At 55.1% G+C, this 23,037-nt stretch carries 18 protein-coding genes and 2 pseudogenes; 12 read left to right on the forward strand and 8 right to left on the reverse strand.

Annotated elements, in window-relative coordinates; all coding sequences use genetic code 11:
- The first annotated feature begins 234 nt into the window (after positions 1-234).
- Positions 235-1,635, forward strand: a complete 1,401-nt coding sequence (locus M2401_RS31500) for a YfjI family protein (RefSeq protein WP_259110123.1) — start codon at positions 235-237, stop codon at positions 1,633-1,635.
- A 406-nt stretch (positions 1,636-2,041) separates the two neighbouring features.
- Here the strand turns inward: M2401_RS31500 and M2401_RS31505 are convergent, their stop codons facing one another.
- The 3 genes from M2401_RS31505 to M2401_RS31515 form a co-directional block, all read right to left on the reverse strand.
- Positions 2,042-3,022, reverse strand: a complete 981-nt coding sequence (locus M2401_RS31505; RefSeq protein ID WP_259110126.1) for a toxin-antitoxin system YwqK family antitoxin — start codon at positions 3,020-3,022, stop codon at positions 2,042-2,044.
- A gap of 73 nt (positions 3,023-3,095) precedes the next feature.
- Complete coding sequence (locus M2401_RS31510; RefSeq protein WP_259110128.1) at positions 3,096-3,857, reverse strand: TylF/MycF family methyltransferase; 762 nt, start codon at positions 3,855-3,857, stop codon at positions 3,096-3,098.
- Entirely contained in the window at positions 3,850-4,620 is a 771-nt protein-coding gene (locus M2401_RS31515) for a phytanoyl-CoA dioxygenase family protein (RefSeq protein WP_259110131.1), read from the reverse strand. Before M2401_RS31515 ends, M2401_RS31510 begins: the two co-directional genes overlap by 8 nt.
- A gap of 206 nt (positions 4,621-4,826) precedes the next feature.
- Here M2401_RS31515 and M2401_RS31520 point away from each other — a divergent pair, with 206 nt between their 5' ends.
- A complete protein-coding gene (locus tag M2401_RS31520; protein WP_259110133.1) occupies positions 4,827-5,132 on the forward strand; it encodes a helix-turn-helix domain-containing protein in 306 nt (101 codons plus the stop codon).
- Between the two features lie 773 nt (positions 5,133-5,905).
- Here the strand turns inward: M2401_RS31520 and M2401_RS31530 are convergent.
- Positions 5,906-6,412 (reverse strand): hypothetical protein, encoded by a 507-nt coding sequence (locus tag M2401_RS31530; RefSeq protein ID WP_259110138.1) that lies wholly within the window; start codon positions 6,410-6,412, stop codon positions 5,906-5,908.
- Positions 6,413-6,834: 422 nt separating this feature from the next.
- Between M2401_RS31530 and M2401_RS31535 the strand changes: the two genes are divergently transcribed.
- The 5 genes from M2401_RS31535 (at position 6,835) to M2401_RS31555 (ending at position 12,060) form a co-directional block, all read left to right on the forward strand.
- Positions 6,835-7,179, forward strand: coding sequence for a transcriptional regulator (locus M2401_RS31535; RefSeq protein ID WP_259110141.1), 345 nt, complete (start codon positions 6,835-6,837; stop codon positions 7,177-7,179).
- Positions 7,180-7,685: 506 nt separating this feature from the next.
- Positions 7,686-9,746 carry a SwmB domain-containing protein gene (locus tag M2401_RS31540; RefSeq protein WP_259110144.1) on the forward strand — a complete coding sequence of 687 codons (2,061 nt, stop codon included), beginning with the start codon at positions 7,686-7,688 and terminating at the stop codon, positions 9,744-9,746.
- 153 nt (positions 9,747-9,899) lie between these two features.
- Positions 9,900-10,184, forward strand: coding sequence for a type II toxin-antitoxin system Phd/YefM family antitoxin (locus M2401_RS31545; RefSeq protein WP_259110147.1), 285 nt, complete (start codon positions 9,900-9,902; stop codon positions 10,182-10,184).
- On the forward strand, positions 10,181-10,567 hold the full coding sequence (locus tag M2401_RS31550) for a type II toxin-antitoxin system VapC family toxin (RefSeq protein WP_259110149.1): 387 nt from the start codon (positions 10,181-10,183) through the stop codon (positions 10,565-10,567). Before M2401_RS31545 ends, M2401_RS31550 begins: the two co-directional genes overlap by 4 nt.
- Before the next feature lie 284 nt (positions 10,568-10,851).
- Positions 10,852-12,060, forward strand: coding sequence for a trypsin-like serine protease (locus M2401_RS31555; RefSeq protein ID WP_259110151.1), 1,209 nt, complete (start codon positions 10,852-10,854; stop codon positions 12,058-12,060).
- Between the two features lie 119 nt (positions 12,061-12,179).
- On the opposite strand, the gene M2401_RS31560 is transcribed toward M2401_RS31555, so the two are convergent.
- Complete coding sequence (locus tag M2401_RS31560) at positions 12,180-13,133, reverse strand: GDP-mannose 4,6-dehydratase (RefSeq protein ID WP_259110152.1); 954 nt, start codon at positions 13,131-13,133, stop codon at positions 12,180-12,182.
- Positions 13,134-13,181: 48 nt separating this feature from the next.
- Positions 13,182-14,369 (reverse strand): glycosyltransferase family 1 protein, encoded by a 1,188-nt coding sequence (locus M2401_RS31565; RefSeq protein ID WP_259110153.1) that lies wholly within the window; start codon positions 14,367-14,369, stop codon positions 13,182-13,184.
- A gap of 374 nt (positions 14,370-14,743) precedes the next feature.
- On the opposite strand from M2401_RS31565, the gene M2401_RS31570 reads away from it, so the two are divergent.
- Positions 14,744-15,082: a hypothetical protein gene (locus M2401_RS31570; protein WP_259110154.1), complete on the forward strand. Its 339-nt coding sequence runs from the start codon at positions 14,744-14,746 to the stop codon at positions 15,080-15,082.
- Between the two features lie 349 nt (positions 15,083-15,431).
- Here the strand turns inward: M2401_RS31570 and M2401_RS31575 are convergent, their stop codons facing one another.
- Complete coding sequence (locus M2401_RS31575) at positions 15,432-16,331, reverse strand: DUF4214 domain-containing protein (protein ID WP_259110157.1); 900 nt, start codon at positions 16,329-16,331, stop codon at positions 15,432-15,434.
- Between the two features lie 218 nt (positions 16,332-16,549).
- Between M2401_RS31575 and M2401_RS31580 the strand changes: the two genes are divergently transcribed.
- The gene (locus M2401_RS31580; RefSeq protein ID WP_259110159.1) at positions 16,550-17,968 is read left to right on the forward strand and encodes a mannose-1-phosphate guanylyltransferase/mannose-6-phosphate isomerase; all 1,419 of its coding nucleotides are present in this window, start codon (positions 16,550-16,552) and stop codon (positions 17,966-17,968) included.
- 74 nt (positions 17,969-18,042) lie between these two features.
- Positions 18,043-19,209: a murein transglycosylase A gene (locus M2401_RS31585; protein ID WP_409034013.1), complete on the forward strand. Its 1,167-nt coding sequence runs from the start codon at positions 18,043-18,045 to the stop codon at positions 19,207-19,209.
- 121 nt (positions 19,210-19,330) lie between these two features.
- Here the strand turns inward: M2401_RS31585 and M2401_RS31590 are convergent, their stop codons facing one another.
- A complete protein-coding gene (locus M2401_RS31590) occupies positions 19,331-20,860 on the reverse strand; it encodes a sensor domain-containing diguanylate cyclase (RefSeq protein WP_259110162.1) in 1,530 nt (509 codons plus the stop codon).
- A 469-nt stretch (positions 20,861-21,329) separates the two neighbouring features.
- Between M2401_RS31590 and M2401_RS34855 the strand changes: the two are divergent.
- A pseudogene (locus M2401_RS34855) lies at positions 21,330-22,064 on the forward strand (cache domain-containing protein); the annotation flags it as partial.
- Between the two features lie 342 nt (positions 22,065-22,406).
- Positions 22,407-22,922: pseudogene (locus M2401_RS34860) on the forward strand (methyl-accepting chemotaxis protein); the annotation flags it as partial.
- Between the last annotated feature and the right edge of the window lie 115 nt (positions 22,923-23,037).

Genomic DNA, 23,037 nt, shown 5'->3' on the forward strand with positions numbered 1-23,037 from the left:
TGGTGCTTTAGGAAGTGAGAATAATTAGTATTAATATTTACATACCTCTGCTCTGATCCAGGTAAATCGAGATGAAGGATCACGCTCGTAGGAACTGGAGATTCATCGGGCGATGGGATGGATTTGAAAACTGTAGGGCCGCCAATACCACGGATATTACAGAACTCCTCGGCACTGGCGTTAAATAAAGGAAACAATTATGCACGCCACTATATCCATCAAGAGTAATGCAGTATGACGCTCGCCGACATAGACTTTCCGATGGTCTTACCTTTTCCATTATTAGCTGCTGCGATAGATGAAGTCCAGAACACGGTAAAAGCACCTCGGTCGCTGATTCTTTCTACGGCGTTATCTGCTATTGCTGTCGCTATACAGGGCTTATTTGATGTGCGTAAACCAAATGGACAACAAGTACCTCTTTCGCTAATGCTTATGACAATTGCAGATTCGGGGGAGCGTAAGTCTACCGTAGATAAAGTGTTTTTCCGAGCCGTTCGTGAGTTTGAAAAAAAACAAAAATTAATTTATGATTATGCCATAAAGGAGTGGAACTATGAGTTGAAAATTTTAGATGTTAAAATTAATAGGATTTTTGGATTGATTAAAAGCAAAACTGCTGTCGAAGAATCGTCAGAATACGAAGAAAACAGAGCTAAATTCCTTGAAAACTCTAAACCTTTAAAACCTAGATTATTCAAGCTCTTGTATGATGACGCAACTCCAGAAGCCTTGTTCCTTGGACTGTATCGGGACTTGCCAACGGCAGGATTAATTTCTAGTGAGGGCGGGAGTATTTTAAAAGGAAGAGCTTTAGGTGATCTGCCAAAACACAACGCTATTTGGAGCGGCGATCAAATAACTATAGATCGTAAAAAAGCTGAAAGTTATACCATTACTGATGCTCGTCTGACTGTTTCGATTATGATTCAAGAAAGTGCTTTTCTTAGCTACATGGAGACGCGTGGAGAACAATCCAGAGGGTCTGGATTATGGGCAAGGTTTCTGGTTTGTAAGCCGGAATCAACTCAAGGCTCCCGTATGATGAGTAATGTTACTATGTCATCAGAACATTGTGATAGATTTTCAGAACGTCTACTTGAATTGCTCGAGCCAAATATAGAGCTCCTAGAAAATCCAAATAGACCAAAAGCGGTAATAAAGTTTTCTCCTGAGGCTGGCGAAGCGTGGATAGCAATGTTTAACCGAATTGAACAGGCAATTCGAACAGGTATGCATTATTCAGAAGCGGGTGATCATGCATCAAAGCTTGCCGATAATATTGCAAGAGTGGCGGCTTTAATACATTGCTTTGAAGGATTTGAAGGGGACATTTCACTAGAAACCGTGAACATGGCGAATAGCCTTTGTATTTACTATTCTGATGAGTTCATGAAAATTTTTGTACCGCCACCCCAAGATGAAGTAAATGGGTACGAGCTTTATACTTGGTTGTTGAAAAACCTTCAGCAAGGTCACATGATGACGAAGAACAATATACGTCAAAAGGCGCCTTCTAAACTTAGGAGCAAAGATATCATAAACAGTGCTTTGGAATTCCTTGTTCAACAAAACAAGATTTACGTAGGAGTTGTGAATAAAACTCAATACGTTAGTTTTTCTAGAATTTATTAGCTTAACAGAGCTTCTTATTGTTTTTGCAAATTTGCTATAGAAATAGTTTGTATTAGTGAGGAGATTTAGTCTTGACTAGAGGTTAACTAATTCATTGCTACTAATTTATGATATTCGCTAGAAGACCTATAGTGATGAAACATTTGTTTGTGCTGCCCAACGACTCTCTCGTCTCTTTGCTTGTTGGCCGCTCCATGCGACAGCACTCGCGACCTGTGTAGGTATTTGCCCATGGCCCCCACCGCCATCTTGTATATCGACACCCGCAACGAGCCGCAAAAGGGCAGGGCTACTATGGCGGAATATTGGTGTCTAACGGTGGCTGGTGCAGGGGGACGCCTGGCAGGCTTCCTAACCATTGTTTATGACCAGGGTTGTTGCGTAAACCGTAAACCAGGATGATAGTTTAATTTGGAAGTTTTCCTTCAGCACACCAGCTTTCCCATTCGTCGATTTGCTCGGTGGTAATTAGAGCGTCTTCTCCGTTTGTTCTGTGAAACGCATCGATCCATTTGTCCGGGCAGTTTGAATTACTCAAGGATGGAGAGGTTGCTGGTTGTTGATTTGGATACCAAATCTCTCGTTTGTAGGTACCAGAGCTTATCAGAACTCCTTTTTCGTCCCAAGATTGAGACGGGCCATCCCGATAACCATCCTTCATCATGACGACGGACATTGGCTTTCCGTTGTCGAACCAGGTTTTTACCAGACCCGATTTTAATCCATTGGAAAATGGAACTTCACCTGTTAGTACCCCTTCACGGCTCCATAACCGCATGAGCCCAACGTTAAGACCATTTTTTGCTACGACGTTAGACGTCATTTGTCCTGTGTTTTCGTCCCAAGTTGTTTGTGATCCGTCAGCCTTTCCATTAGTGCTGTGATATTCAGCAATTAACTTTCCAGAATGAGGGCCATACACCTTTATGTCACCATCGATTAAATCATTTGTAAATTGAGCATGGGCCAACTGGGTTTTACCATCTGCTGCATAAACATTGATATCGCCGTTGAGTAGCCCGGAAGTATATTCAGCTGTATAACGTTTAACGTTTGTATTGGGGATGTAGCAGATGGTTAATCCTGATAAATAACCTTTCTTGACTTCCGAAGTACAAATCAGATGCCGCCCATATATGGTGTTTTCACGAGCTTTGGTTTTGTCCATAATGTTATTATAGCTTACCAAGAAGTCATTGAAATTTGCCGCCATGCTAATGACGCTTTCGGGAAGGTTGTATGCAGTGCCACTGAATGGTGTATCTTCGCTTTTCTTGAAGATCTTGCCGTTAGATATCTGCATATTTTTAAAGTCGAGTTCATTTTGACTGCACCCGCCAATTAAAGTAAGTAAAAATGAGAGTAGTGCTAGGTATAACAAGTTCATGGTTTGGTTCTCTTATAAAAGGTGGATGTATTGGCTCTAAATCATCAGCCAATACAACGTAATACCTCAGCTTTCAAAGAACAGCAAAAGAGATGTAGGAATCAAAGTAGAAACGCTCAATTTTTAAATTGTTGATCCCTAAAGTTTCTTGAACTGCTAATGTCTCTCCTGGGAAAGACTTGGCGTTCAACTCATCAAAGACGATAATTGCGCCTTTTGGCATTCTAGGAAGAAATGTTTCGATCAGCGTTTTGGTCGGTTGATAAAGATCTACATCCAGGTACAAAAGACTTACTACAAGGTGTGGGTTTTGATCGAGGTACGCTTTTGCCGTGTGCGAAATATCTCCCTTTATCAATTCAATTTTCTGAATATGTGATAGAGGACGGTTGATGTCATAAGTATCTACCGCAGCAAGAACATCTTCGTACGAGGAGCCCCGCAATGCTCCTGGCACAAGTAAGTCGCTATCACTACCAGTTGTATCCTTAGTATCTATCGAAGGAAACCCATCAAAAGTATCAAATCCAATGATTTTTCGCGTATGGTTAACGGGCTCCAGAATTGAAGAAAGCTTCGCCCATGCTAACGTGCCCCCTCCTTGAAGGACTCCACCTTCAACGATGCTACCATTGACATTTATTATCTTTTTAAATAATTCATATTTTGTTATGAATTTAGCGATAGATTGACGACTTGCGTATTTTGCGAATGAATCTAGTTTAATCGATAGAGGATCATTGCTATTTTTAAATAGTATTTCGGATGCTGAGAATTGTTCAAGATCCTGCAATGATTGATTCTTGGGTTCCCGATATGTAATTGGCTTAGACATCAATATTTCCTTTCATGATTGTAGAGGGTGATTTACCACGAGACGTGTAGCGTAATTGAATGGAGTACCGGATTTCTTCAGAGAAATTTAAATTTGAGGAGTGAACTAGTAAAGAACTAAAAAACAAGGCGTCGTTCTGTGACATTTCAACGAGTCTAACTTCTCTATCATAGATGCCCATCGGAACACGCTTCTTTCCTGTCACATAGCTGTGTTCCAATCGACCAAGTCTATGTGAGCCTGGCATGACCGAGAGGCAGCCTTGAGGAATACTGGTGTTTTGTAGAGGAATCCACACGGTAAGTTCTTCGTCATTACCTTTAACGTAAAAATCATCTTGATGCCAATAGGCAAGTTCTTTATATTCGAATGGGATATCGATACGTAGCACGGACTTTAAATATAGCGAAGGGTCTTTAATAAATAGACGAACAATGTCTGTAATTGGTTTTGATCTGCCGAGATCTATTAGCCTGGCATTGTTTTGTAGTTTTTCATATATTTTTGTGACCGTCTGTGGATTGGTTTTTAGAAAAATCGCTGTATCGGGAGAGTGAATATCGTTGCAGGGGTAATGTTCAGAAATCACCACTGATATTAATTTCTCAATGTTTGAAAAGGAATCTATTTTAAATAAATTCTTGGCGAGATAGTAGCCGTGCTCATTATATTGATTTCCAATGAGTCCCTCTTCATTTGCCTTCGCAGATTTATCCATAATCCTTGTATTTCCAATAAATGGCATACGCTCTGGGTTATTCATCAATACGGTTCATGCTTCGATGGGTATCCATTAATCTGGCTTTTATCGACATAGCTATCCCTAGACCTCGTAGGTAAGTTGAGCCGGGTTAGATCTCCCTACGTAGGGGGCAGTCCTAGCTCGCTTTCTGGGCAATACTACCAAAACGGTAGTATTTAAAAAAGCCCATGTCTTCACGATGCCGCTTTTGCATCTGGACTGAGCTGATGTCTCTTTTAGGTAAGCGGATCAAGCATGCGCGTCTCTTGGCTGGACTCTCCCAAGAGGGTCTGGGGCTTGAGGCTGGGCTGGACGAGATGTCCGCGAGTACGCGAATGAATCGTTATGAGCTAGGTCGCAGGGTACCTAGCCCAGATTTTGTGGTCCGATTGGGTAAGGTACTCAACGTCCCAGCAGCATACTTCTATGCGACGGATGAAGATGAGGCAGACCTGCTCTTGGGGTACCATCGTTTAGACCCAACGCGACGTACGCTGGTCATGAAATTTCTGGCAGAGCTGGCAAACCACTGAAGTCAGCGGTTGCCGAATAATCAGCGGCTGACGCTAAATGTGAATTCGCATGTTAGGCAATGATAGTTATCCAGCAGTACATCATCGATGTGCTCTCCTATGGTAGCGCCTGTTATTGCTCCAGCGGCTGCTCCGGCTAGACCTCCGAGTATTGCACCAGCTATACAGGTTACGGCGACACCTAACGGCCCACCGCTTACACCTACAGCCGCGCCCGCTTCAGCTCCTGAAATAAGACCTGACGCACCAGATGCTGCGCCTCCTACCAGCCCGAGAATTCCACATATGTGCCGGGCTGTATTTTTCTCAACTATTTGATCGTAGCCACATTTTGGGCAAGAAATGTTCATTTGCTCAATCCTTAATTACATATTAAAAGTCGCAAATTCGCAGTTAGCTGTAGCATCGCCTTCGTGTTCACATCTGTTATATGGACTTATCTTTTTTTTGAATTAATAATTGATTATCAGTCCATTTTGTTGGCATACATATTTGCGTTGAATGTTCGCTTCACTGCATATCGCGCGGGTGATTGTCGGTTGGCTGACAAAAACTTGATTTGCGATACCCGCATTTTTAACTAAATAGCAGCTGGTCATTTCTAAAAGCAAGTAGCTGAGCTATCTTAAGATAGCTGTAATCGATTGGTTACTGCGAGAATACTGTGAATGGCGTGCTAGTTATTTGTATGGCCGTATCGCCCGCAACATAATTGGTTGTCGCTCCAGTCGTCTCAATATAAGCATAGGTGTTACCGCCAAAGATGAATACGGTCAAGCCTGAGTTGGTCGTATTGTCATTCGCGAGGACGTTGAGCGCAGCCAGCACGCTAGCTTGGGCAGACAGGTCTGAACGAGGTTGATGTTCGAAGCAACCGTCGTGATATCGCTGATGGTAATGATGTCGTTCCCGGCGCCTCCTGCACGGTAGTCAGTGATGGTATCCGTAAAAGCCGGAGTCGAACGGTTCCCCAAGTTAAAGGTATCGATACCGGCGCCGCCGGTAAGCGTATCAGCACCTGTGCCGCCACTGATGGTGTCTGCCCCAGCCCTACCAACGAATTTTTGCCCGCCTGTGCCGAGCTGAACGGACACTGCAGCCGTGCCAACGTCGTTGGCAATGGTAATGACGGCTGAGCTACCCGCCAGGTGAACGGTTTCAAAGCCCGACAGGCTGGTGAGGGAAGTGGTCGTCACTGCCGATGTTGTAAGGGGCAGCACATCGTCGTGGAGTTTGCGGCGAATATCTTGCCTGCCAAAGGCAAGGTCTTTAAGCGACACGCATGACTCAGAAGAAGATCGCGATCACCAGTATGAGCCAGGCATATCTGAGCCTGCCTTGAACCATTCGCGGTAGTGCCCCGCGAACCCTTGGAGGTCTTAATGCTGGCGGGATTGCCGTGTCGCATCGGCTCATTCTGACCTGGAACTGATCTTTCCGATCCCTGTAACCACTCGTTCAGCGCCTCGTTGCCGGCCTTTTAGCCGCCAACGTGAGCACCGAGTCGGAATCAGCAAAGCCCGAACAGCGTGGTACGCGCTTCACAGACACTACCTCGAATTTTGACGTAGAAATAATAGTCACCAACGTTAACCTTATAAATATTAACGTTAACAACGGTGCGCTTTAATTGTATTTTCCGGAAATTTAATACGTGCTATCGTCAGTCTTAACTAATTTAATACTCATGATGGTTAGTCTTATGGATGCGTTTTTCCCCGTCGCTTGCGCTGATAAGCTCAGTAAAATCGGGCTTCTCGTTAAAGCCAAGCGCCTTGCGTTAGGAATCCGCCAATCCGATATCAAGGTTTCACTTGGCGTCTCAGAGCACACGCTTCGCAAGATTGAGGGCGGATCGGAGCTCGTGGATCTTCGGTCGTTCATATTGGTGCTGTGGAAGATGGGAATCACTGAAACGGTTTTCGCCTCCCTGGACGGAATCGAAAAAACGTCCGAAATCACCCGTTTTACCGACGAAGGTGAATCACACCATGTCCTGGCAACAAAGCGTGTACGACTGCCTAAACCCAAGCCCGAGGATTTCTGATGCCGCGTGCTTACATCTACATGGAACATCCCGAAACCGGCGAGCGTCTGACCCTCGGGAGACTGACCTTGAAAGGGAACTGCGGCGAGTTTCTCTATGCGCCCGAATTAGTTAAGCGCGGGGAGTGGGTGCCTGACCCCATCAACTATCCATTGCGCGCTGAGCCTTACACCGCAATTACGAAGAACCGTAGCGTTCCCGGCTCCATCAATGATGCTATGCGTCGAATGTTCTGGCCTCTTCGCGGATAAATCCGCTCCCACCGAATGCTCTCCCCCCAAAATTTGCACTCGTCCCCAGGCCAAGGTGTTTGTTGTTCGACGTCTCTATATCGCGGCATCGGGCAAGTGCGCGCGTTGTCGATATTCATTTTGCCCGCGCAATAATGGTGATATAGCATGGCGTTTCAGTCAGCCTGCAGCGCGCTATCGGGCTGTCCCCTATCGGTTGTGTTTCATGAGCGGTCCCTGGGTGGCCGGAACGTCATTTCTACGGAAGGTTTTTTCATGACAAGCATCACATCCATCAACCGGGTAACCGGGACAAACACCAACGCCAGTTCCCTGGAGTACACCGTTACGTTCGATAGCGCGGTAACGGGCGTCGATACGGGCGACTTCTTGCTGAGTGCCACTGGATCAGCGACCGGCACCATCACCTCGCTCACTCCTGCCGGCAATGTATATACCGTCACGGTTAGCGGTGTCAGCGGCGACGGTACTCTGCGGTTGGACTTAAACAGCTCGGGTACGGGGATCGTCGATGGCTCCAGTAACCCAATCACAAGCGGTTATACATCCGGCCAAGCTTACACCCTCGACCACACCGGCCCGTCTGTTGGTAGTGTCGGCGTCCCTGCCGATGCGACCTACACAACAGGCGATAATCTCGATTTCACGGTCAATTTCAACGAAGCCACGACGGTCGATACAACCGGCGGTACGCCGCGCCTGGCTGTCACCCTGAGTACCGGCACGGTGTATGCCAATTACGTGAGTGGCTCGGGCGGTACTGCCTTGACCTTCCGCTATACCGTTGTGGCCGGCAATGCCGATGCTGATGGTGTCTCCGTTGGCGGTTCACTTGACCTCAATGGCGGGACCATTAAAGACGCCGTGGGCAACAATTCGACGCTGACGCTCAACTCGGTCGCTAGTACTGCTGGCGTGCTGGTGTCGGCACCTGTACTTGCCGTGCCACCGGTGTTCAGTTCGGCGGCAGTTACGGGCAACAGTCTGGTGCTCAGCTACACCGAGGCTACGACGCTGGATGCGGTCAACAAGCCCGCTAACGGTGCCTTTGAGGTGAAGGTGGGCGGCGTTGTCGATACGGTTACGGCGGTGACGATCAATGCCGTGGCCAAGACCGCGACCCTGACGCTGAATACCGCCGTCGTTGCCGGTCAGGCGGTGACGGTGGCCTATACCGACCCGACCGCAGGCGACGATACCAATGCTCTGCAGAATGCGGCCGGTACCGATGCTGTCAGCCTGGCTGCGACAGCAGTGACCAACAACACGCCTACAGTGCCACCGGTGTTCAGTTCGGCGGCGGTCACGGGCAGCAGTCTGGTGGTCAGCTATACCGAGGCTACGACCCTGGATGCGGTCAATAAACCCGCTACCAATGCGTACCAGGTCAAGGTGAACGGTGTGGTCGATACGGTCACGGCAGTGACGATCGATGCTGCGGCCAAGACCGCTACCCTGACCTTGAACACCGCCGTTGCGGCGGGCCAGACGGTGACGGTCGCGTACACCGACCCAACCGTCGGCGACGACGCCAATGCTCTACAGAATGCCGCCGGTACCGATGCCGTCAGTCTGGCCGCGACGGCGGTGACCAATAACACCGTCGCGCCGGTTGTGGGGCCTTCGGCGCCCAGCGTCGGTGTGACTCTGACTGCGCCTGCCGGTGGTGGCACGCTGCAAGGCACGGCTCAGGCAGATGTTCTTATCGGCTCCGGTTCCAAGGATATCTTCTATCCCGCAGGCGGTGCGGACAGTGTGGACGGCGGCAGCGGTATCGACACTGTGGTGCTGACTGGCGCTCGCGCTCAGTACGGGATTAGTCATCAGGCAGACGGCACCTTTACCGTGCGCTCGCTGACCGATGCCAATACCGTGGTGACCCTCAAGAACGTCGAGCGCGTGACCTTCGACAACCAGACCATCGCCTTGGACAGCACCACCACCAGTGGCCGTGTCGCCGAGTTTTATCACCTGGCCCTGGGGCGCAATCCGGAGGAGGGCGGGCTGGATCTTTATTCGAACGCCAGCAACCAGAGCTTGAGCACCGCGCAACTGGCGCTGAACTTCGTCAACAGCCTGGAGTTCGCCAGGATCCATAACACCACCGACAACACCGCGTTTGTCACCCAGCTCTATCAAAGCGCCTTTAACCGCGCGCCCGATGCGACAGGCCTGGCCTTCTTCCTCAACCAGTTGGCTGCCAACCCAGGGGCTGCCGGGCAGGCGGCGGTGATTGCCAACTTCATCGACTCGCCGGAAATGGCGGTGAAACTGGCCGGTGTGGTGGATCAGGGGGTGGCGTTGTTGGCGGTTTGAGTGAACTGATATCGGTGGGACCGGCTAAAGCAGGTCCCACATGAGCCATTGCCATTCTTCTGATCGATTTTCAGATTTGTCCTATATCCCTCTGGATGTCTGTGCATTGATTCTCTAATCCCTTGCAGAAATCAGGCATCGTAGATCGTTTTTATGACTAAACTAACAGGACTTAGTTTAAGTGAGTCCATCATGCTGACTATCAACATCCATGAAGCCAAGACGCATTTGTCGCGCCTGATTGATCAGGCAGCCAAAGGGGAATCGTTCATCATTGCCAAAGCAGGCAAGCCGCTGGTCAAGGTTATGGCGTTGACGGCACCTGAGGCTGATCAGGTCAAGCGCCTGGGGTTTATGGCGGGGCAGATCAACGTGCCCGATGATTTTGATGAGATGGGCCGTGATGAGATTGAGCAGATGTTCGGTGGCGATGCATGAAGCTGCTGTTGGACACTCATCTGTTGCTCTGGGCTGCGTCTAACCCTGAACGGCTGTCTTCCGTGGCAAGAACCCTGCTCGATACGCCAGAGAATGAATTGTTTTTCAGCGCGGCCAGCTTGTGGGAAATTGCTATTAAACGTGGGCTGGGGCGTGCGGACTTCAAGGTCGACGCTCGGGTACTACGCCGAGGGCTGCTCGACAATGGTTACAGCGAATTGCCTATTGGCAGTGAACACGCTGTTGCTATAGACAATTTGCCACCGATTCACAAAGATCCTTTTGATCGCATCCTGGTGGCGCAAGCGACTGTGGAGGGTATCGTTCTGCTAACGGTAGACGCGCTGGTTGCCCAATATCCCGGACCTGTTCAGCGGGTCTGACAGATGCTTGAAGCTGCTTGTCCGACGCACACCGTCATCTCTGCCCTCAATCAATAAGTATTAGAGCTAATTAACTCTATCGGTTTCCCTGGGGGGGATATCGAATACCCACTGGCAACAAACCCTTTGCGGTTTGGGATTTTCCGCGTTTGACGGGAAATACCGCATGATGCGACAGGCGCTGACGTTCGTCAGCGCCTTCTAGCCCGACGAGTACCCTCATTTCCTCACCCATCCGGCCGACACCCTGTGCACGTCGTCTATTTTTTCAGGACTCTCACCCCATGGTCTCAACCGTCACGTCTTACACCGACACCCGCAACCGCGCTTTGACCGGGCAGGGCTACGATGGCGTGGTGATGGTGTCAGTGGGGGGTTATTACGGCACCGGGGTGTTGTTGTATGACGGCCAGGCGGTGCTGACGGCGGCGCATTTGTTTTCCCATGGCAGTTCGCTGACGACGGTGCTGTTCCAGACCACGGCGGGGTCGCAGTCGCTGACGACCAGTGATGTCGCGGTGTTGAGCAGTTATGACGCGACCAATACCAATAACGATCTGGCGATTGTCTGGCTCAACGGGCATGCGCCGCTGGCTGCCAATCGCTACGACCTGTATCGCAGCAGTGACGAGATCGGCCAGGCCATGACTCTCGTCGGCTACGGCGAGCCCGGCACGGGGACGTCGGGGGTGTTGACCAGTTATGCGGCGGCGCCGATCCGGCAGAAGGCGGTCAATACCTTCGATGCCGATGCCTCGGACCTCAAGGCCAAGCTCGGCTCGATCATGAGCTGGACGCCGAAGACCGGCACGCAATTGGTTGCCGACTTTGATAACGGTGCTACCGCCCAGGACGCGCTGGGGCGGCTGATCGGCAAGTCCGGCCTGGGCCTGGGCAGCAGCGAGGGGATGATCACCCCGGGTGACAGCGGCGGGCCTGCGTTTATCAATGGCAAGGTGGCGGGCATCGCCAGTTACATCACCAGCCTGAGCCAGAACGGCGTGCATCCGGATATCGATAACACCTCGACCAACAGCAGCTACGGCGAGATTGGTGCGTGGCAGCGAGTCAGTGCCTATCAGCAGACCCTGGATCAGGCGATCCGCGCGCATTACACCGACGCACCGACCACGGCCGCCCAGGTCAAGACCTCGGTGACTGAGGGCAACACGGGGATGACCAATGCGTATTTCCTGTTGCAGTTCACCGGCATGCGCACCGACCCCAACACGGTGCTGAGCGTCGATTACACCACCCGCGACGGCACGGCCACGGCCGGTCAGGACTATGTGGCGGTGAAGGGCACGCTGAAGATCTATCCCAACGAGAGCCAGGCGGTGGTGGCGGTAGAGATCATCGCTGACCGGGTGGTAGAGCCGAACGAGACTTTCTTCCTGGACCTGAGCAACCCGGTGGGCGGCAGCTTCGGTGCGGGCGTGGTGACACTGACGGGCATGCGCACCATCGTTAACGATGATGGGGTAGTCGCGTAGGACTCGGTTGAAGAGGTATGTAGGACCGGCTTTAGCCGGGAAGGCTTAGGTACAGACGACAAAGATGTATCGGCTGTACTGACGCTTTCCCGGCTAAAGCCGGTCCCACCAAGGTGTTTTTACCCGCGAACCTGCTCACGCCAGTACGCCAGCAACTGCTGCAAGGTCTCGCGCAGGTCGGTGGCCGGGCGCCAGCCGGTGGTGTCGCGCATGGCCTGGGTGTTGCCGGTGGCGGTGGGGATGTCGGAAGGACGCATGCGTTCCGGGTCCTGGGTGACCTGGATCTGGGCGCTGCTCATGGCCAGCATCTCGTCGAGGATGCTGCGAATCTGCCGTGGCTGGCCGGAGCAGATGTTGAAGCAGCGCGGGTAGTCGCCGTCGCGCTCGGACAATTGCAGCAGCTTCACGTAGGCGTCGCAGACGTCGCTGACATCGAGGAAATCGCGGCTGGCGTCGAGGTTGCCGACCTTGAGCACCGGCTCCTGCTGGCCGGCTTCGATCAGGGCGATCTGGCGGGCAAAGGAAGCGGTGACGAAGTCTGCCGATTGCTGCGCGCCGATATGGTTGAACGGCCGCACGATCACGCCCGGCTGGCCCTGGCGGAAGTACTCGTTGAACGCCGCTTCTGCCGCCAGTTTGCTCGCCGCGTAAGGGTTGAGCGGCTGGCACAGGCTGTTCTCGCCCAGAGCAATGCCTTGCTTGAAGCTGGCGCCGTAGACTTCCGAGGAGCTGACGAACAGCACGAAGGCCTCCGGCGCCTGGTTGCGCAGGGCCTGCAGCAGGTTGACGCTGCCGATGACGTTGGTCTGCCAGGTCAGTACCGGCTCCTTGAAGCTCAAGGGCACGTTGGTGATGGCGGCCAGGTGCACGACGTGAGTCGGCTTCACTTCGGCGATGGCCTGCTCCAGGGCGGCGGCGTCGCGGATGTCGCAGGTCACGGTCTGTTGTGCGTATTGCGGCGCCGCCGAGGTGGCGCCGGTGAGGGCGATAACGTGCTGCCCGGCCTGGTGCAGGATCTTGCACAGGATCTGCCCGACGAAGCCGTTGGCGCCTGTAATGAGGATGCGTTGCATGGTCGGTTTCCTTGTTGCCGTACGCTGGCTTGCGAGTCTATCAGTGTGTCAGCGCGGGCTGACCGTGCGGTAGATATCCAGGGTTTCCTGGGCACAACGTTTCCAGGAAAAAGCCTTGGACCGCAAAAGTCCGGCATCTGCGACGCCCAGGCGTAATTGTTCATCACTGAGCAGGGCGTTCAGGTGCATCGTCAGCTGTTCGGCGTTGCCGCGCTCGACCAGCAGCGCGCTGCCTTCGGTGAATTCCGACATCGAGGTGTCGGCGGTGCAGACCACCGGCACGGCGCATTGCATGGCTTCCAGCACCGGCAGGCCGAAGCCTTCATACAGCGATGGGTAGGCAAAGACGGCGGCCCCGGCGTAGAGGGTCGGCAGGTCGCTGCCGGCGACAAAGGACAGCTGACGCACGCCATGGCTGGCTTCCAGGGCCTTGATGCGCTCGCTCAGGCCGTGGTTCTGCCAGCCCGGCGCGCCGGCCAGGACCAATGGATAGGCCTGGCGCAGTTCTGCTGACAGGTTGCACCAGGCATCGAGCAGGGTGTCGACGCCCTTGCGCGGCTCCAGGGTGCCGACAAACAGCACGTAGCGGCCATGCTGCAGGCCGTAGCGATCGAGGATCGGCCGGGTCTGTTCGGCGGTCTGCGGGCCGTAGGCCTCGGAGGCGCCGAGGTAGACGGTACGCACCTTGTCGGCGCTGACCTTGAAGTCGCTGATCAGCTCGTCGCGGATCAGGTCCGAGTCGGTGATCAGGAAATCGGCCCGGGCCAGGGTTTTAGGCAACTGATCACTGAGCCAGTCCACACGTTTTTGCGGGTGGAACTGCGGGTAGTGAATAAACGACAGGTCATGAATGGTCGCAACGCTCGGGCCGGAGTGGGCCTTGAGCATGAAATTGGGCTCGTGATAAACGAAGTCCCGGCGCTGACTGGCGCGCAGGCGCAGTTGAGCGTTGCGCAGCTTTTCGCGCATGCGGTAGGCGAAGGTCCAGCTGCGCAGCAGGGCGCGCAGGCGCGATTGCGCAGGCGGCGCGGTGCCGTCGTCGCGGGTGCGGACATAGTGGCTGCTGGCAGCGGCGCAATTGGCCAGCGCCTGCTCGGCGGTGAAGTATTTGGCGCCGATGAAGCACTCGATGGTCTCGATGTCTTCATCCTGCAGCTGTTCGATCAGGTTGTAGGTGTAGTTGCCGATGCCGGTGAGCGGGGGGATGAGCGATTCGATATTGAGCAGAAGCTTCATGAAGTCGGTCTTACCTGGCTGCGCCAGTCGGCGAGCAAATCGAGAAATGGGGGGATGAACGGCGCCCTGCCGCGAGGCGGCGAGTTTACCAGTCTGTAGGCTTTACGCCTCAGCTTTGTAAGAAGCTTCGACATATGCTCGTTGCTAAATCCCGTCCCCTGTGTGAGCATCTGCGCAACTATTGGCATTTACCTGAAAAAAACCTTGTCTTCAGGGGCCATCAGGCAGCTAATAGCCTTTTTTGACGTCAAGGATCTGTGTAGGACGATTCTGACGGTAACAACCGTAAATATATTTTCATTTGACGGTTGACGAGGGTCTGTGCGGGAATCATTGTGGCGTTTCAATATCATCTGTTTCATTGAGACGCCTAAATGAAAAAAATCTTCGCTGCTGTGGGCCTTTCGCTGTTTGCTGTGCACGCTGTAGCTGCGACCATCAAGATTGAAAATCAGTCTTCTTGGGAGATTCATGAGGTCTACTTCGCTCCGTCGAGCCAGGACGATTGGGGCGATGACCATTTGGGCAAGCAGATTCTCAAACCAGGTACTACCCTGACGCTGACGGGCGTAACGCCGGGCAAATGGGATGTGCGTCTGGTCGATGAAGATGAAGATGAGTGCATCGTTACCGGTCAGAAGATCGCCGAATCGGAAAAATTCGTGATCGATGACAAAGATTTGATCAGTTGCCAGAAGGCGACTGAAGAGTAAGTTCTGATCGTTGCCATTCTCCAGGGTGGTTATGATGGAAGCTGGGCACCGTGGGGCAGCCCCCCACGGTGCTTTTTTTTGCCTGGAGAAAAGTGAACCGGCCCGATTGTGCAGCGAAACCTGTGGTGGCAGCTGTGGGGGCCCTACTGTGTGCATCCAACACATTGGCGGCGTCCGGAATAAAGCTTTCGCGAATGAATTCGCTCCCACAGTAGCGCGTGCATATCGTCGGATCTGTGGCCGGATTCATCCGCTGAAGGGGCTGCTCTGGCTTTACAGCAAACATAGAATCTCCCACAACTGTTCCCGCAGAATTCGCTCCTACAGTCGGCTTCCACGCTTCCCTGGCTCAGCTCAACCAGATCCCGCCATTGAGTGCCGGGGCGGTGGCGGCGATGTTTTCGTTGCTTTCGGCGAAGGCGGCCAGCACTTCATAGGCCGGTGTCCCGCTGTTCATGGCGGCAGACCAGTAGGCCTGGCCGACGGCGTCAGGCGCACGGTGCAGAACGTGCTGGTAGTAGCTATTGAGGAGGGCGGTCGTGTCGTTGCCCGGGTTCATGGTCTTGAACTCGGTGCTGTTGACGAATCCATTGGCCACGTCCTTGAGCGACATGCCGTTGTCCATCTGCTTGACCCAATAGTTGAGCCCGGTCAGATCCGGCTTGCGGTCGAATGCAGCCTGGTAGATACGGTAGGCCGAACCGGTGTTCTCACCGGCCTTGACGTCCAGGGCCAGAATCGAGCCATTGCCGGCCTCAATTCGTTCGATACCATTCAGCGTATCCGTCATACCCTGGGTCGCGACTTTGTAGTAGTTGCCTGTGGGGGTAACGGTGATGTCGCTTTTACTGGCGTTATAGAAAACGGTATCAATGCCAGATCCACCGTTGTAGGTGTCATTACCTGTGTAGCCGTGAAAGCTATCGTTACCATCCGAGCCGATGAATGTATCGTTACTACTGGTGAGAAGGGCCATTAGGCTATCGCCCCTGGTGACGAAAAGCTCTCGGGCGTCCAGTTTCAAATAATCAGCAGCAAGGTAGGTCTGGCCCCCCTGGGAGAACGTTACCCCCCATAGGGTTCCGCCAATTATTCCCGTGGCGTCGTAGATAAAGCTGCCAGAAAAGTCGATGGTGTGGACACCGTCACTGACTTGGGCGTGATAAGCGCTGAGAGCGGTTGTGCTGGGGCTCCGCCAGTCGTTTAAGTTGAAGGTGTCAGCAGGCCGAAAATAGGTGATGGTGCTCATGAGGCGTCCTTATCCATGGAAGGGACGGGCCGGCAAGGCCCGCGCTGAAGCGGGTGGTGGTAAAAACGTCATGCCTGAAACATAACGGTACATACCGACTACAAAAACGCCCTCTTGTTCAACCAACGACTCCCTTCCGCACACTAGTTGCAACACGTGTGCCCCCCTCGGATAATGCGCGACCCGCTACGCACTCGTAGCACCAGAATGGAGTATCTATGTTCACCCCCGTAATCCTGGCCGGCGGTAATGGTTCGCGCCTGTGGCCTCTGTCGCGGCAGAGTTTTCCCAAGCAGTTCCTCGCCCTCGACGGGCAGGATCAGGGCACGATGTTCCAGCGCACGCTGGCCCGTCTGCAGGGCTTGGAGCATTCTCCGGCCATGGTGGTGAGCAACGAAAATCATCGGTTTATCGTCGCCGAGCAACTGCGTGTGGCGAAGATGACCAGCCGCCGGATCATTCTCGAGCCGCTGGCCCGCAATACCGCCCCGGCCATTGCTCTGGCCGCGCTGGAAGCCACCGCCGACGGCAGTGACCCGATCCTGCTGGTACTGGCCGCCGACCACCATATCGATAACGAAGACAGCTTCCGCGAGGCCGTCAGCGTTGCCCAGGTGCACGCAGCGGCCGGGCGTCTGGTGACCTTCGGCATCACGCCGACCCACGCCGAGACCGGTTTCGGTTACATCCAGTGCGGTGCCGCAGTGGAGCAGGGCGGTTTCGACATTGCCGCGTTCAAGGAAAAGCCATCGCAGGTGCTGGCCGAGGAGTACCTGTCGTCGGGCGTGTACCTGTGGAACAGCGGCATGTTCATGTTCCGCGCCTCGGTGTTCCTGGCCGAGATGCAGCAGTATCGCCCGGACATCCTCGCTGCCTGCCGCGTGGCCCTGGAACACGCTCAGGCCGACAGCCACTTCCTGCATGTACAGGCCGAGCAGTTCGCTTTGTGCGCCGATGAGTCGGTGGACTATGCGGTGATGGAGCACACCAACGCTGGCCTGGTCGTGCCGCTGGATGCCGGCTGGAACGACCTAGGCAGCTGGTCGGCGATCTGGGACGTGGGCCCGCACGACGCCAACGCCAACCGTCTGGAAGGCGACGTAATCGCCATCGACACGCGCAATTGCCTGGTGCAGTCCCATCATCGTCTGGTCGCTACCGTGGGCCTGGAAGACCTGATCGTCATCGAGACCAAGGACGCCGTACTGGTTGCCAACAAACACGACAGTCAGCAGGTCAAGGATGTGGTCAAGCGACTGCAGGCCGAAGAGCGCGAAGAGTTCGTCAGCCATCCGCTGGTCAACCGCCCATGGGGCCATTACGACACCGTCGACAAGGGCGAGCGTTATCAGGTCAAGCGCATCAGTGTGCTGCCGGGTGAGTGCCTGTCGCTGCAACTGCACTACCACCGCGCCGAGCACTGGATCGTGGTGTCGGGTACGGCCAAGGTCATCTGCGGCGACAAGGAACTGATCCTCTCCGAGAACCAGTCCACCTACATCCCGCTGGGGGTCAAGCACTCGCTGGCCAACCCGGGCAAGGTGCCGTTGGAGTTGATCGAAGTGCAGTCCGGGGTGTACCTGGGCGAAGACGATATCGTGCGTTTCGAAGACCGTTACGGCCGCCTGGCCAAGTAACGGCTGCCGGCGCCTGCCCTTGCGGGCGCCGTCACCGCCTCATCTGCTTCAGGTAACTCCCCATGTTTCCCTCTATGCCCCCCTCTTTCAAAGCCCTGGTCTGGGTGCTGCCCATGGCCTTGCTGCTCACCGCCTGCGACAAGCCGGAGAAAACCCCGGCGCCTGCCCAGGCCCCTGCGGTCGAACCGCACACCACTTACGTGAAAGCGGGCTGGGATGCCTTGCCTCCTGTGGCCGATGCCGACCTGCAAGCCGGTTTTGCGTCGTGGCGCAGCGCCTGTGCGACGCGGCTCAAGAGCGATGCGGTGTGGGCCGAGACCTGCGCCGCCGCGCTGAACCTGCCGGTGGTGCCGACTGCGGCGGATATTCGCAGCTTCTTGCAGGCGCGCTTGCAGGTCTACAGCCTGCGCGCAGCGGGGGGCAGTGCCGAGGGTTTGATCACCGGTTACTACGAGCCGGTCTACCCCGGCAGCCTGACCCGCAGCGACGTAGCGACAGTGCCGGTCTACGGCGTGCCGGATGACCTGATCATCGTCAATTTGGAAAGCATCTACCCGGAACTCAAGGGCAAGCGCCTGCGCGGACGTCTCGAAGGCCGGGTGCTCAAGCCCTATGACGACGCGGCGGCGATCAACGCCCAGGGCGTCAAGGCGCCGGTGATTGCCTGGCTGACCAGTCAGATGGATCTGCAATTTCTGCAGATCCAGGGTTCAGGCCGGATTCGTCTGAACGACGGCAAGCAACTGCGCATCGGTTACGCCGACCAGAACGGCCACCCGTATAAAGCCATCGGCCGCTGGCTGGTGGAGCAGGGCGAACTGAAGAAAGAAGACGTGACCATGGGCGCTATCTCCAGCTGGGCCAAGGCCCACCCGCAGCGCATCGGCGAGTTGCTGGCGAGCAACCCCAGTTATGTGTTTTTCGCCCGCAACCCGGACAGCAACGAAGGCCCGCGCGGTTCGCTCAATGTACCGCTGACCGCTGGTTACAGCGTGGCGATTGACCGCAAGGTGATTCCGTTGGGCAGCCTGCTGTGGCTGTCGACCACGCGCCCGGACGGCACCCCGCTGGTGCGCCCAGTGGCGGCTCAGGACACGGGCGGAGCGATTGCTGGTGAAGTGCGCGCCGACCTGTTCTGGGGGACCGGCGATGCCGCCGGCGACCTGGCTGGGAACATGAAACAGAAAGGCGCGATCTGGCTGCTGTGGCCGCAGAAGGCGGCGTTGCCTTCTGCACAATAGAGGCGACGAACTTTGTGGGAGCCGGCTTGCTGGCGATCGAGTGCGAAGCGCTCGCAATAGTTTCAGTGACTGACCCGAGCCATCGCCACCAAGGCGGCTCCCACGATGTATCAGCCGCTGGTTACAACGCCATACTCCGATTGCGCCCCGTACGCTTGGCCAGGTACAGCGCCGAGTCAGCGTTTTCAACGAAGCCTTTGACGCTGACATCCATGCCCGGCACTTCGGTATGGCAGCCCATGCTCACGGTGACCACCTGTTCCGGGTTATCGGCGTGGGGCAGGTGTTCGTTGTAGATGGCCAGGCGGATGGCTTCGGCCATGTTCAACGCGCCGTCGCTGTCGGTGTCCGGCAGCAGGATGGCGATTTCCTCGCCACCATAGCGCACGCCCAGGTCGCCCGGGCGCCGCAGGCACTGCTTGACCACATTGGCCACCGCAACGATGCAGGCGTCGCCGGCGACATGGCCGTAGTGGTCGTTGTAGCTTTTGAAGAAGTCGATATCGAGCATGAGCAGGCTCAAGGGCGCCGCGCCGCGCTGACCACGCAGAAACTCCAGCTCCAGGTTCTTCTCGAACAGGCGTCGGTTGGCCAGGCCCGTCAGGCTGTCCTTGAGAGCCAGCTCCTCGAGCACGCTCTGGGTGTCGCGCAGATCGGCTTCGATGCGCACGCCGTAGCGCAGCTGTATCACCAGCATGAAGCCGAACAGGGTGTTGACCACCAGCAGGGCGAAGATGATGCCGTAGGTGTTGCGCGCCGAGTCCTGCCATTCGGCGAGGATGGTGCGTCGGGAAATCCCCGCTGCGACGATCACGTTGTAATTCTCTACGGTGCGATAGCCGTACAAACGCATGATCCCATCCAGAATCGACGGCACCATGGCCACTCCGGAACTGGCGTAGGGCAGGTAGTTGGAGAAGATCTGCCCCTTGGCCAGGCTGGCGCCGATGTTTTCCTCGGCGAACGGGCGCCGCGCCAGGATCGTCCCGTCGGCCCTGGCCAGGAAGATCACGCCGTCGTCGCCAATGCCGAAACTGGCGAAGTATCTGTCGAAGTACGACATCTTGATAGTCGCCAGGGCTACGCCCAGGAACTGGCCGTTGTCATCGTTGATGCGCCGCGAGAGCGGGATGATCCACTCGCCCGTGGTGCGGCTGTGGATCGCCGTGCCAATACGCGGGACCAGTGACGCGTGAGTGGCGTGGAACTGAAAATACTCACGGTCGGCGTTATTGGCGCCCGGCGCAATCTGGCCGAAGGAGGACAGCAACCATTCGCCGTCCTTGCCGTAGATGAACACCCCGTGCAACTGATTGACCGCCCGTACCTGCTGCTCGGCGAAGGCCTGGACGTTGGAGTTGTTGTGCTCGTTGCGGCGGTTAGCCTGGAACAGTTCGATGGTGCCGCTGAGTACGATATTGGCCTCATCGAACGCATCGGCGGCCTGCTGGGCCATGGCCTTGGCCAGGTTGGTGCTGTCGGTGCGGGCATGATCGAGTTCGTGATCGCGGGCCTGGAGCAGTTGATAGATCGACAGCCCGATGATCGACGCGCAGACCACGATGATAAATGCGATCGAGACCTTTACCACGGGCAAGCGCTTGAGCCTTCCGGTGAAGATCTTCTGGGTCGCGGTTAAAAAGTCAGGCAAAGGCAAGGCATCCTGTGGAGGGGTAAAAGTCTCTTTGCGCTGCAAGGAATCATCTGGGGTTATCGACAGTAGTCAGGGAATCTGAATGCAGGGCCTGAGCAACTCGGCATAACTATAGTGGACGCCACGAAATGCATTTCGTGCGAAGCGCCCTGGCAGAAGCAAGTCACCTTTGGGCCTCTGCCGGTTTTTAGCTGATATGTGACATTTAATCGGTAGTAGCCCATTGACACGTCTGTACCGTCTTCTATGATCGGCAGATCTTTCGGCTTGCCGAAAACTTCTCGTCTGCCTTCGCAAACCCTGCCCATGATCAAGCCCCTCTGTTGCGGGCTCGCTCATCATTTGCGTTTGATTTCACTTTCCCGGAAAGGAATCTACCGTGGCGCTCAACTTACGCAGCAAAGTGATCCTGTTAGCGATTGTGCCCAGCCTGTTATTGGCTGCCGTCATCAGCGCCATCGCTTTTGTGGTCCTGGAAAAACTGGCCACTGAAGAAGTCGATCAGACCCGTACGTTATTGACCGAAGAACGGCGTTTATCGCTGAAGAACTACACCGAAATCGGTCTTGCCGCGATCAAGCCGATCTACGACGCCGCGGCGCCCGGCGATACGGCTGCGCGGGACAAGGCTGTACAAGTACTGCGCAAGTTGAACTACGACAAGGCCGCTTACTTCTACGGCTATAACTCGGCCAGTGTGCGGGTGTTCTGGGCGGATAAAGACCAGGACATCGGCAAGAGTTTTATCGACTCCAAGGACGCCAATGGCGTGCCGGTGGTCAGTGGTCTGGTCGAGGCGGGCAAGTCCGGCAAGCATTTCTTCCGCTATGACTGGCCGACGCCGGGCAGCGACAAACCGGTGCCCAAGCTCGGCTATACCGTGTTTCTCGATAAGTGGGACCTGATCTTCGGCACCCAGGTGAACCTGGACGATATCGAAGAGCAGGTGCAGGCCATTTCTACTGACCGTCATAGCCGCATCGGTTCCTACACGGCGTTCATCATTGCGGTCGCCGCGGTGCTGTTGGCGCTGGTGGCGGGTGTCGGTGCGCTGCTGGGCAACAGCATCGTCAAGCCGGTACTGGCAATCAAGACCAAGCTCGATGACATTGCTGCCGGTGACGGCGACCTGACCCACCGTCTGCCGATCACCAGTAACGACGAACTGGGCGTGCTGGCCAACTCGTTCAACCTGTTCGTGGAGAAGATCCACACCCTGGTGCGGCAGATTGCCGAGATGACCGGGCAACTGACCGGGCTGGTCGGCGACATGTCGTCCCAGGCCGGGCGCTCCGAGCATCAGATGGAGCTGCAACGCCAGGAGACTGACCAGGTCGCCACCGCCATTCACGAGATGTCCACGGCGGCGCATCAGGTCTCGGTCAGCGCCCAGGGCGCTTCCCAGGCGGCCAAACAGACCAGCGATGTCGGCAGTGAAGCCCGTCGTGTGGTCACCGAGAGCATTGCCAGCATTCATGAGCTGATCGGTGAGATCAGTGACAGCAGCTCGTCTTTGGATCACCTGCAGAAGAACGTGGAATCCATCGCCAGTGTGGTCGATGTGATTCGCTCCATCGCCGAGCAGACTAACCTGCTGGCCCTGAACGCGGCCATCGAAGCGGCCCGGGCAGGTGATGCCGGACGTGGTTTTGCCGTGGTTGCCGACGAAGTCCGCGCCTTAGCCAGCCGCACCCAGAAAAGCACTCAGGAGATCAACGAAATGATCGGCCTGTTGCAGCGCGGCACGCAGAATGCCGTCACCTCCATGAGCCGCTCCAGCGAGACCGGCAAGACCACGGGCGAGCTGGCCAACCAGGCGGGCAAGTCGCTGGATGCCATTGGTCACCTGATCGAGACCATCAACGACATGAACGCGCAGATCGCCAGCGCCTCGGAAGAACAGACCTCCGTGGCCGAGGAAGTCAGCCGCAGCATGACCCAGATCGCCCAGTCGGTGGACAGCGTCGCCGACGATGCCCAGGGCGGTGCGCAGACAGCGCGTAGGCTGAATGAGCTGGGCAATCGCTTGGGTGGGTTGGTCAAACAATTCAGGATTTGAGACGCTGAGTGCTGCAAGTTCGGACTTGTGAAAGCGAGGCTTGCCCGCGAAGAGGCCAGTACATCCGCTACATTTTTTCAGGCTGAAAAATCGCCTTAGCGGGCAAGCCTCGCGC

The organism is Pseudomonas sp. JUb42, assembly GCF_024807945.1.
In the GTDB taxonomy this organism is placed as follows: Bacteria; Pseudomonadota; Gammaproteobacteria; order Pseudomonadales; family Pseudomonadaceae; genus Aquipseudomonas.

Coding starts and splice junctions, on each gene's coding strand:
- M2401_RS31520 (WP_259110133.1), top strand. CDS start 4,827: ATGTCTCTTTTAGGTAAGCGGATCAAGCATGCGCGTCTCTTGGCTGGA.
- M2401_RS31565 (WP_259110153.1), bottom strand. CDS start 14,369: ATGAAGCTTCTGCTCAATATCGAATCGCTCATCCCCCCGCTCACCGGC.
- M2401_RS31575 (WP_259110157.1), bottom strand. CDS start 16,331: ATGAGCACCATCACCTATTTTCGGCCTGCTGACACCTTCAACTTAAAC.
- M2401_RS31555 (WP_259110151.1), top strand. CDS start 10,852: ATGGTCTCAACCGTCACGTCTTACACCGACACCCGCAACCGCGCTTTG.
- M2401_RS31510 (WP_259110128.1), bottom strand. CDS start 3,857: ATGTCTAAGCCAATTACATATCGGGAACCCAAGAATCAATCATTGCAG.
- M2401_RS31515 (WP_259110131.1), bottom strand. CDS start 4,620: ATGAATAACCCAGAGCGTATGCCATTTATTGGAAATACAAGGATTATG.
- M2401_RS31550 (WP_259110149.1), top strand. CDS start 10,181: ATGAAGCTGCTGTTGGACACTCATCTGTTGCTCTGGGCTGCGTCTAAC.
- M2401_RS31505 (WP_259110126.1), bottom strand. CDS start 3,022: ATGAACTTGTTATACCTAGCACTACTCTCATTTTTACTTACTTTAATT.
- M2401_RS31585 (WP_409034013.1), top strand. CDS start 18,043: ATGCCCCCCTCTTTCAAAGCCCTGGTCTGGGTGCTGCCCATGGCCTTG.
- M2401_RS31545 (WP_259110147.1), top strand. CDS start 9,900: ATGACTAAACTAACAGGACTTAGTTTAAGTGAGTCCATCATGCTGACT.
- M2401_RS31560 (WP_259110152.1), bottom strand. CDS start 13,133: ATGCAACGCATCCTCATTACAGGCGCCAACGGCTTCGTCGGGCAGATC.
- M2401_RS31535 (WP_259110141.1), top strand. CDS start 6,835: ATGGATGCGTTTTTCCCCGTCGCTTGCGCTGATAAGCTCAGTAAAATC.
- M2401_RS31580 (WP_259110159.1), top strand. CDS start 16,550: ATGTTCACCCCCGTAATCCTGGCCGGCGGTAATGGTTCGCGCCTGTGG.
- M2401_RS31570 (WP_259110154.1), top strand. CDS start 14,744: ATGAAAAAAATCTTCGCTGCTGTGGGCCTTTCGCTGTTTGCTGTGCAC.
- M2401_RS31500 (WP_259110123.1), top strand. CDS start 235: ATGACGCTCGCCGACATAGACTTTCCGATGGTCTTACCTTTTCCATTA.
- M2401_RS31540 (WP_259110144.1), top strand. CDS start 7,686: ATGACAAGCATCACATCCATCAACCGGGTAACCGGGACAAACACCAAC.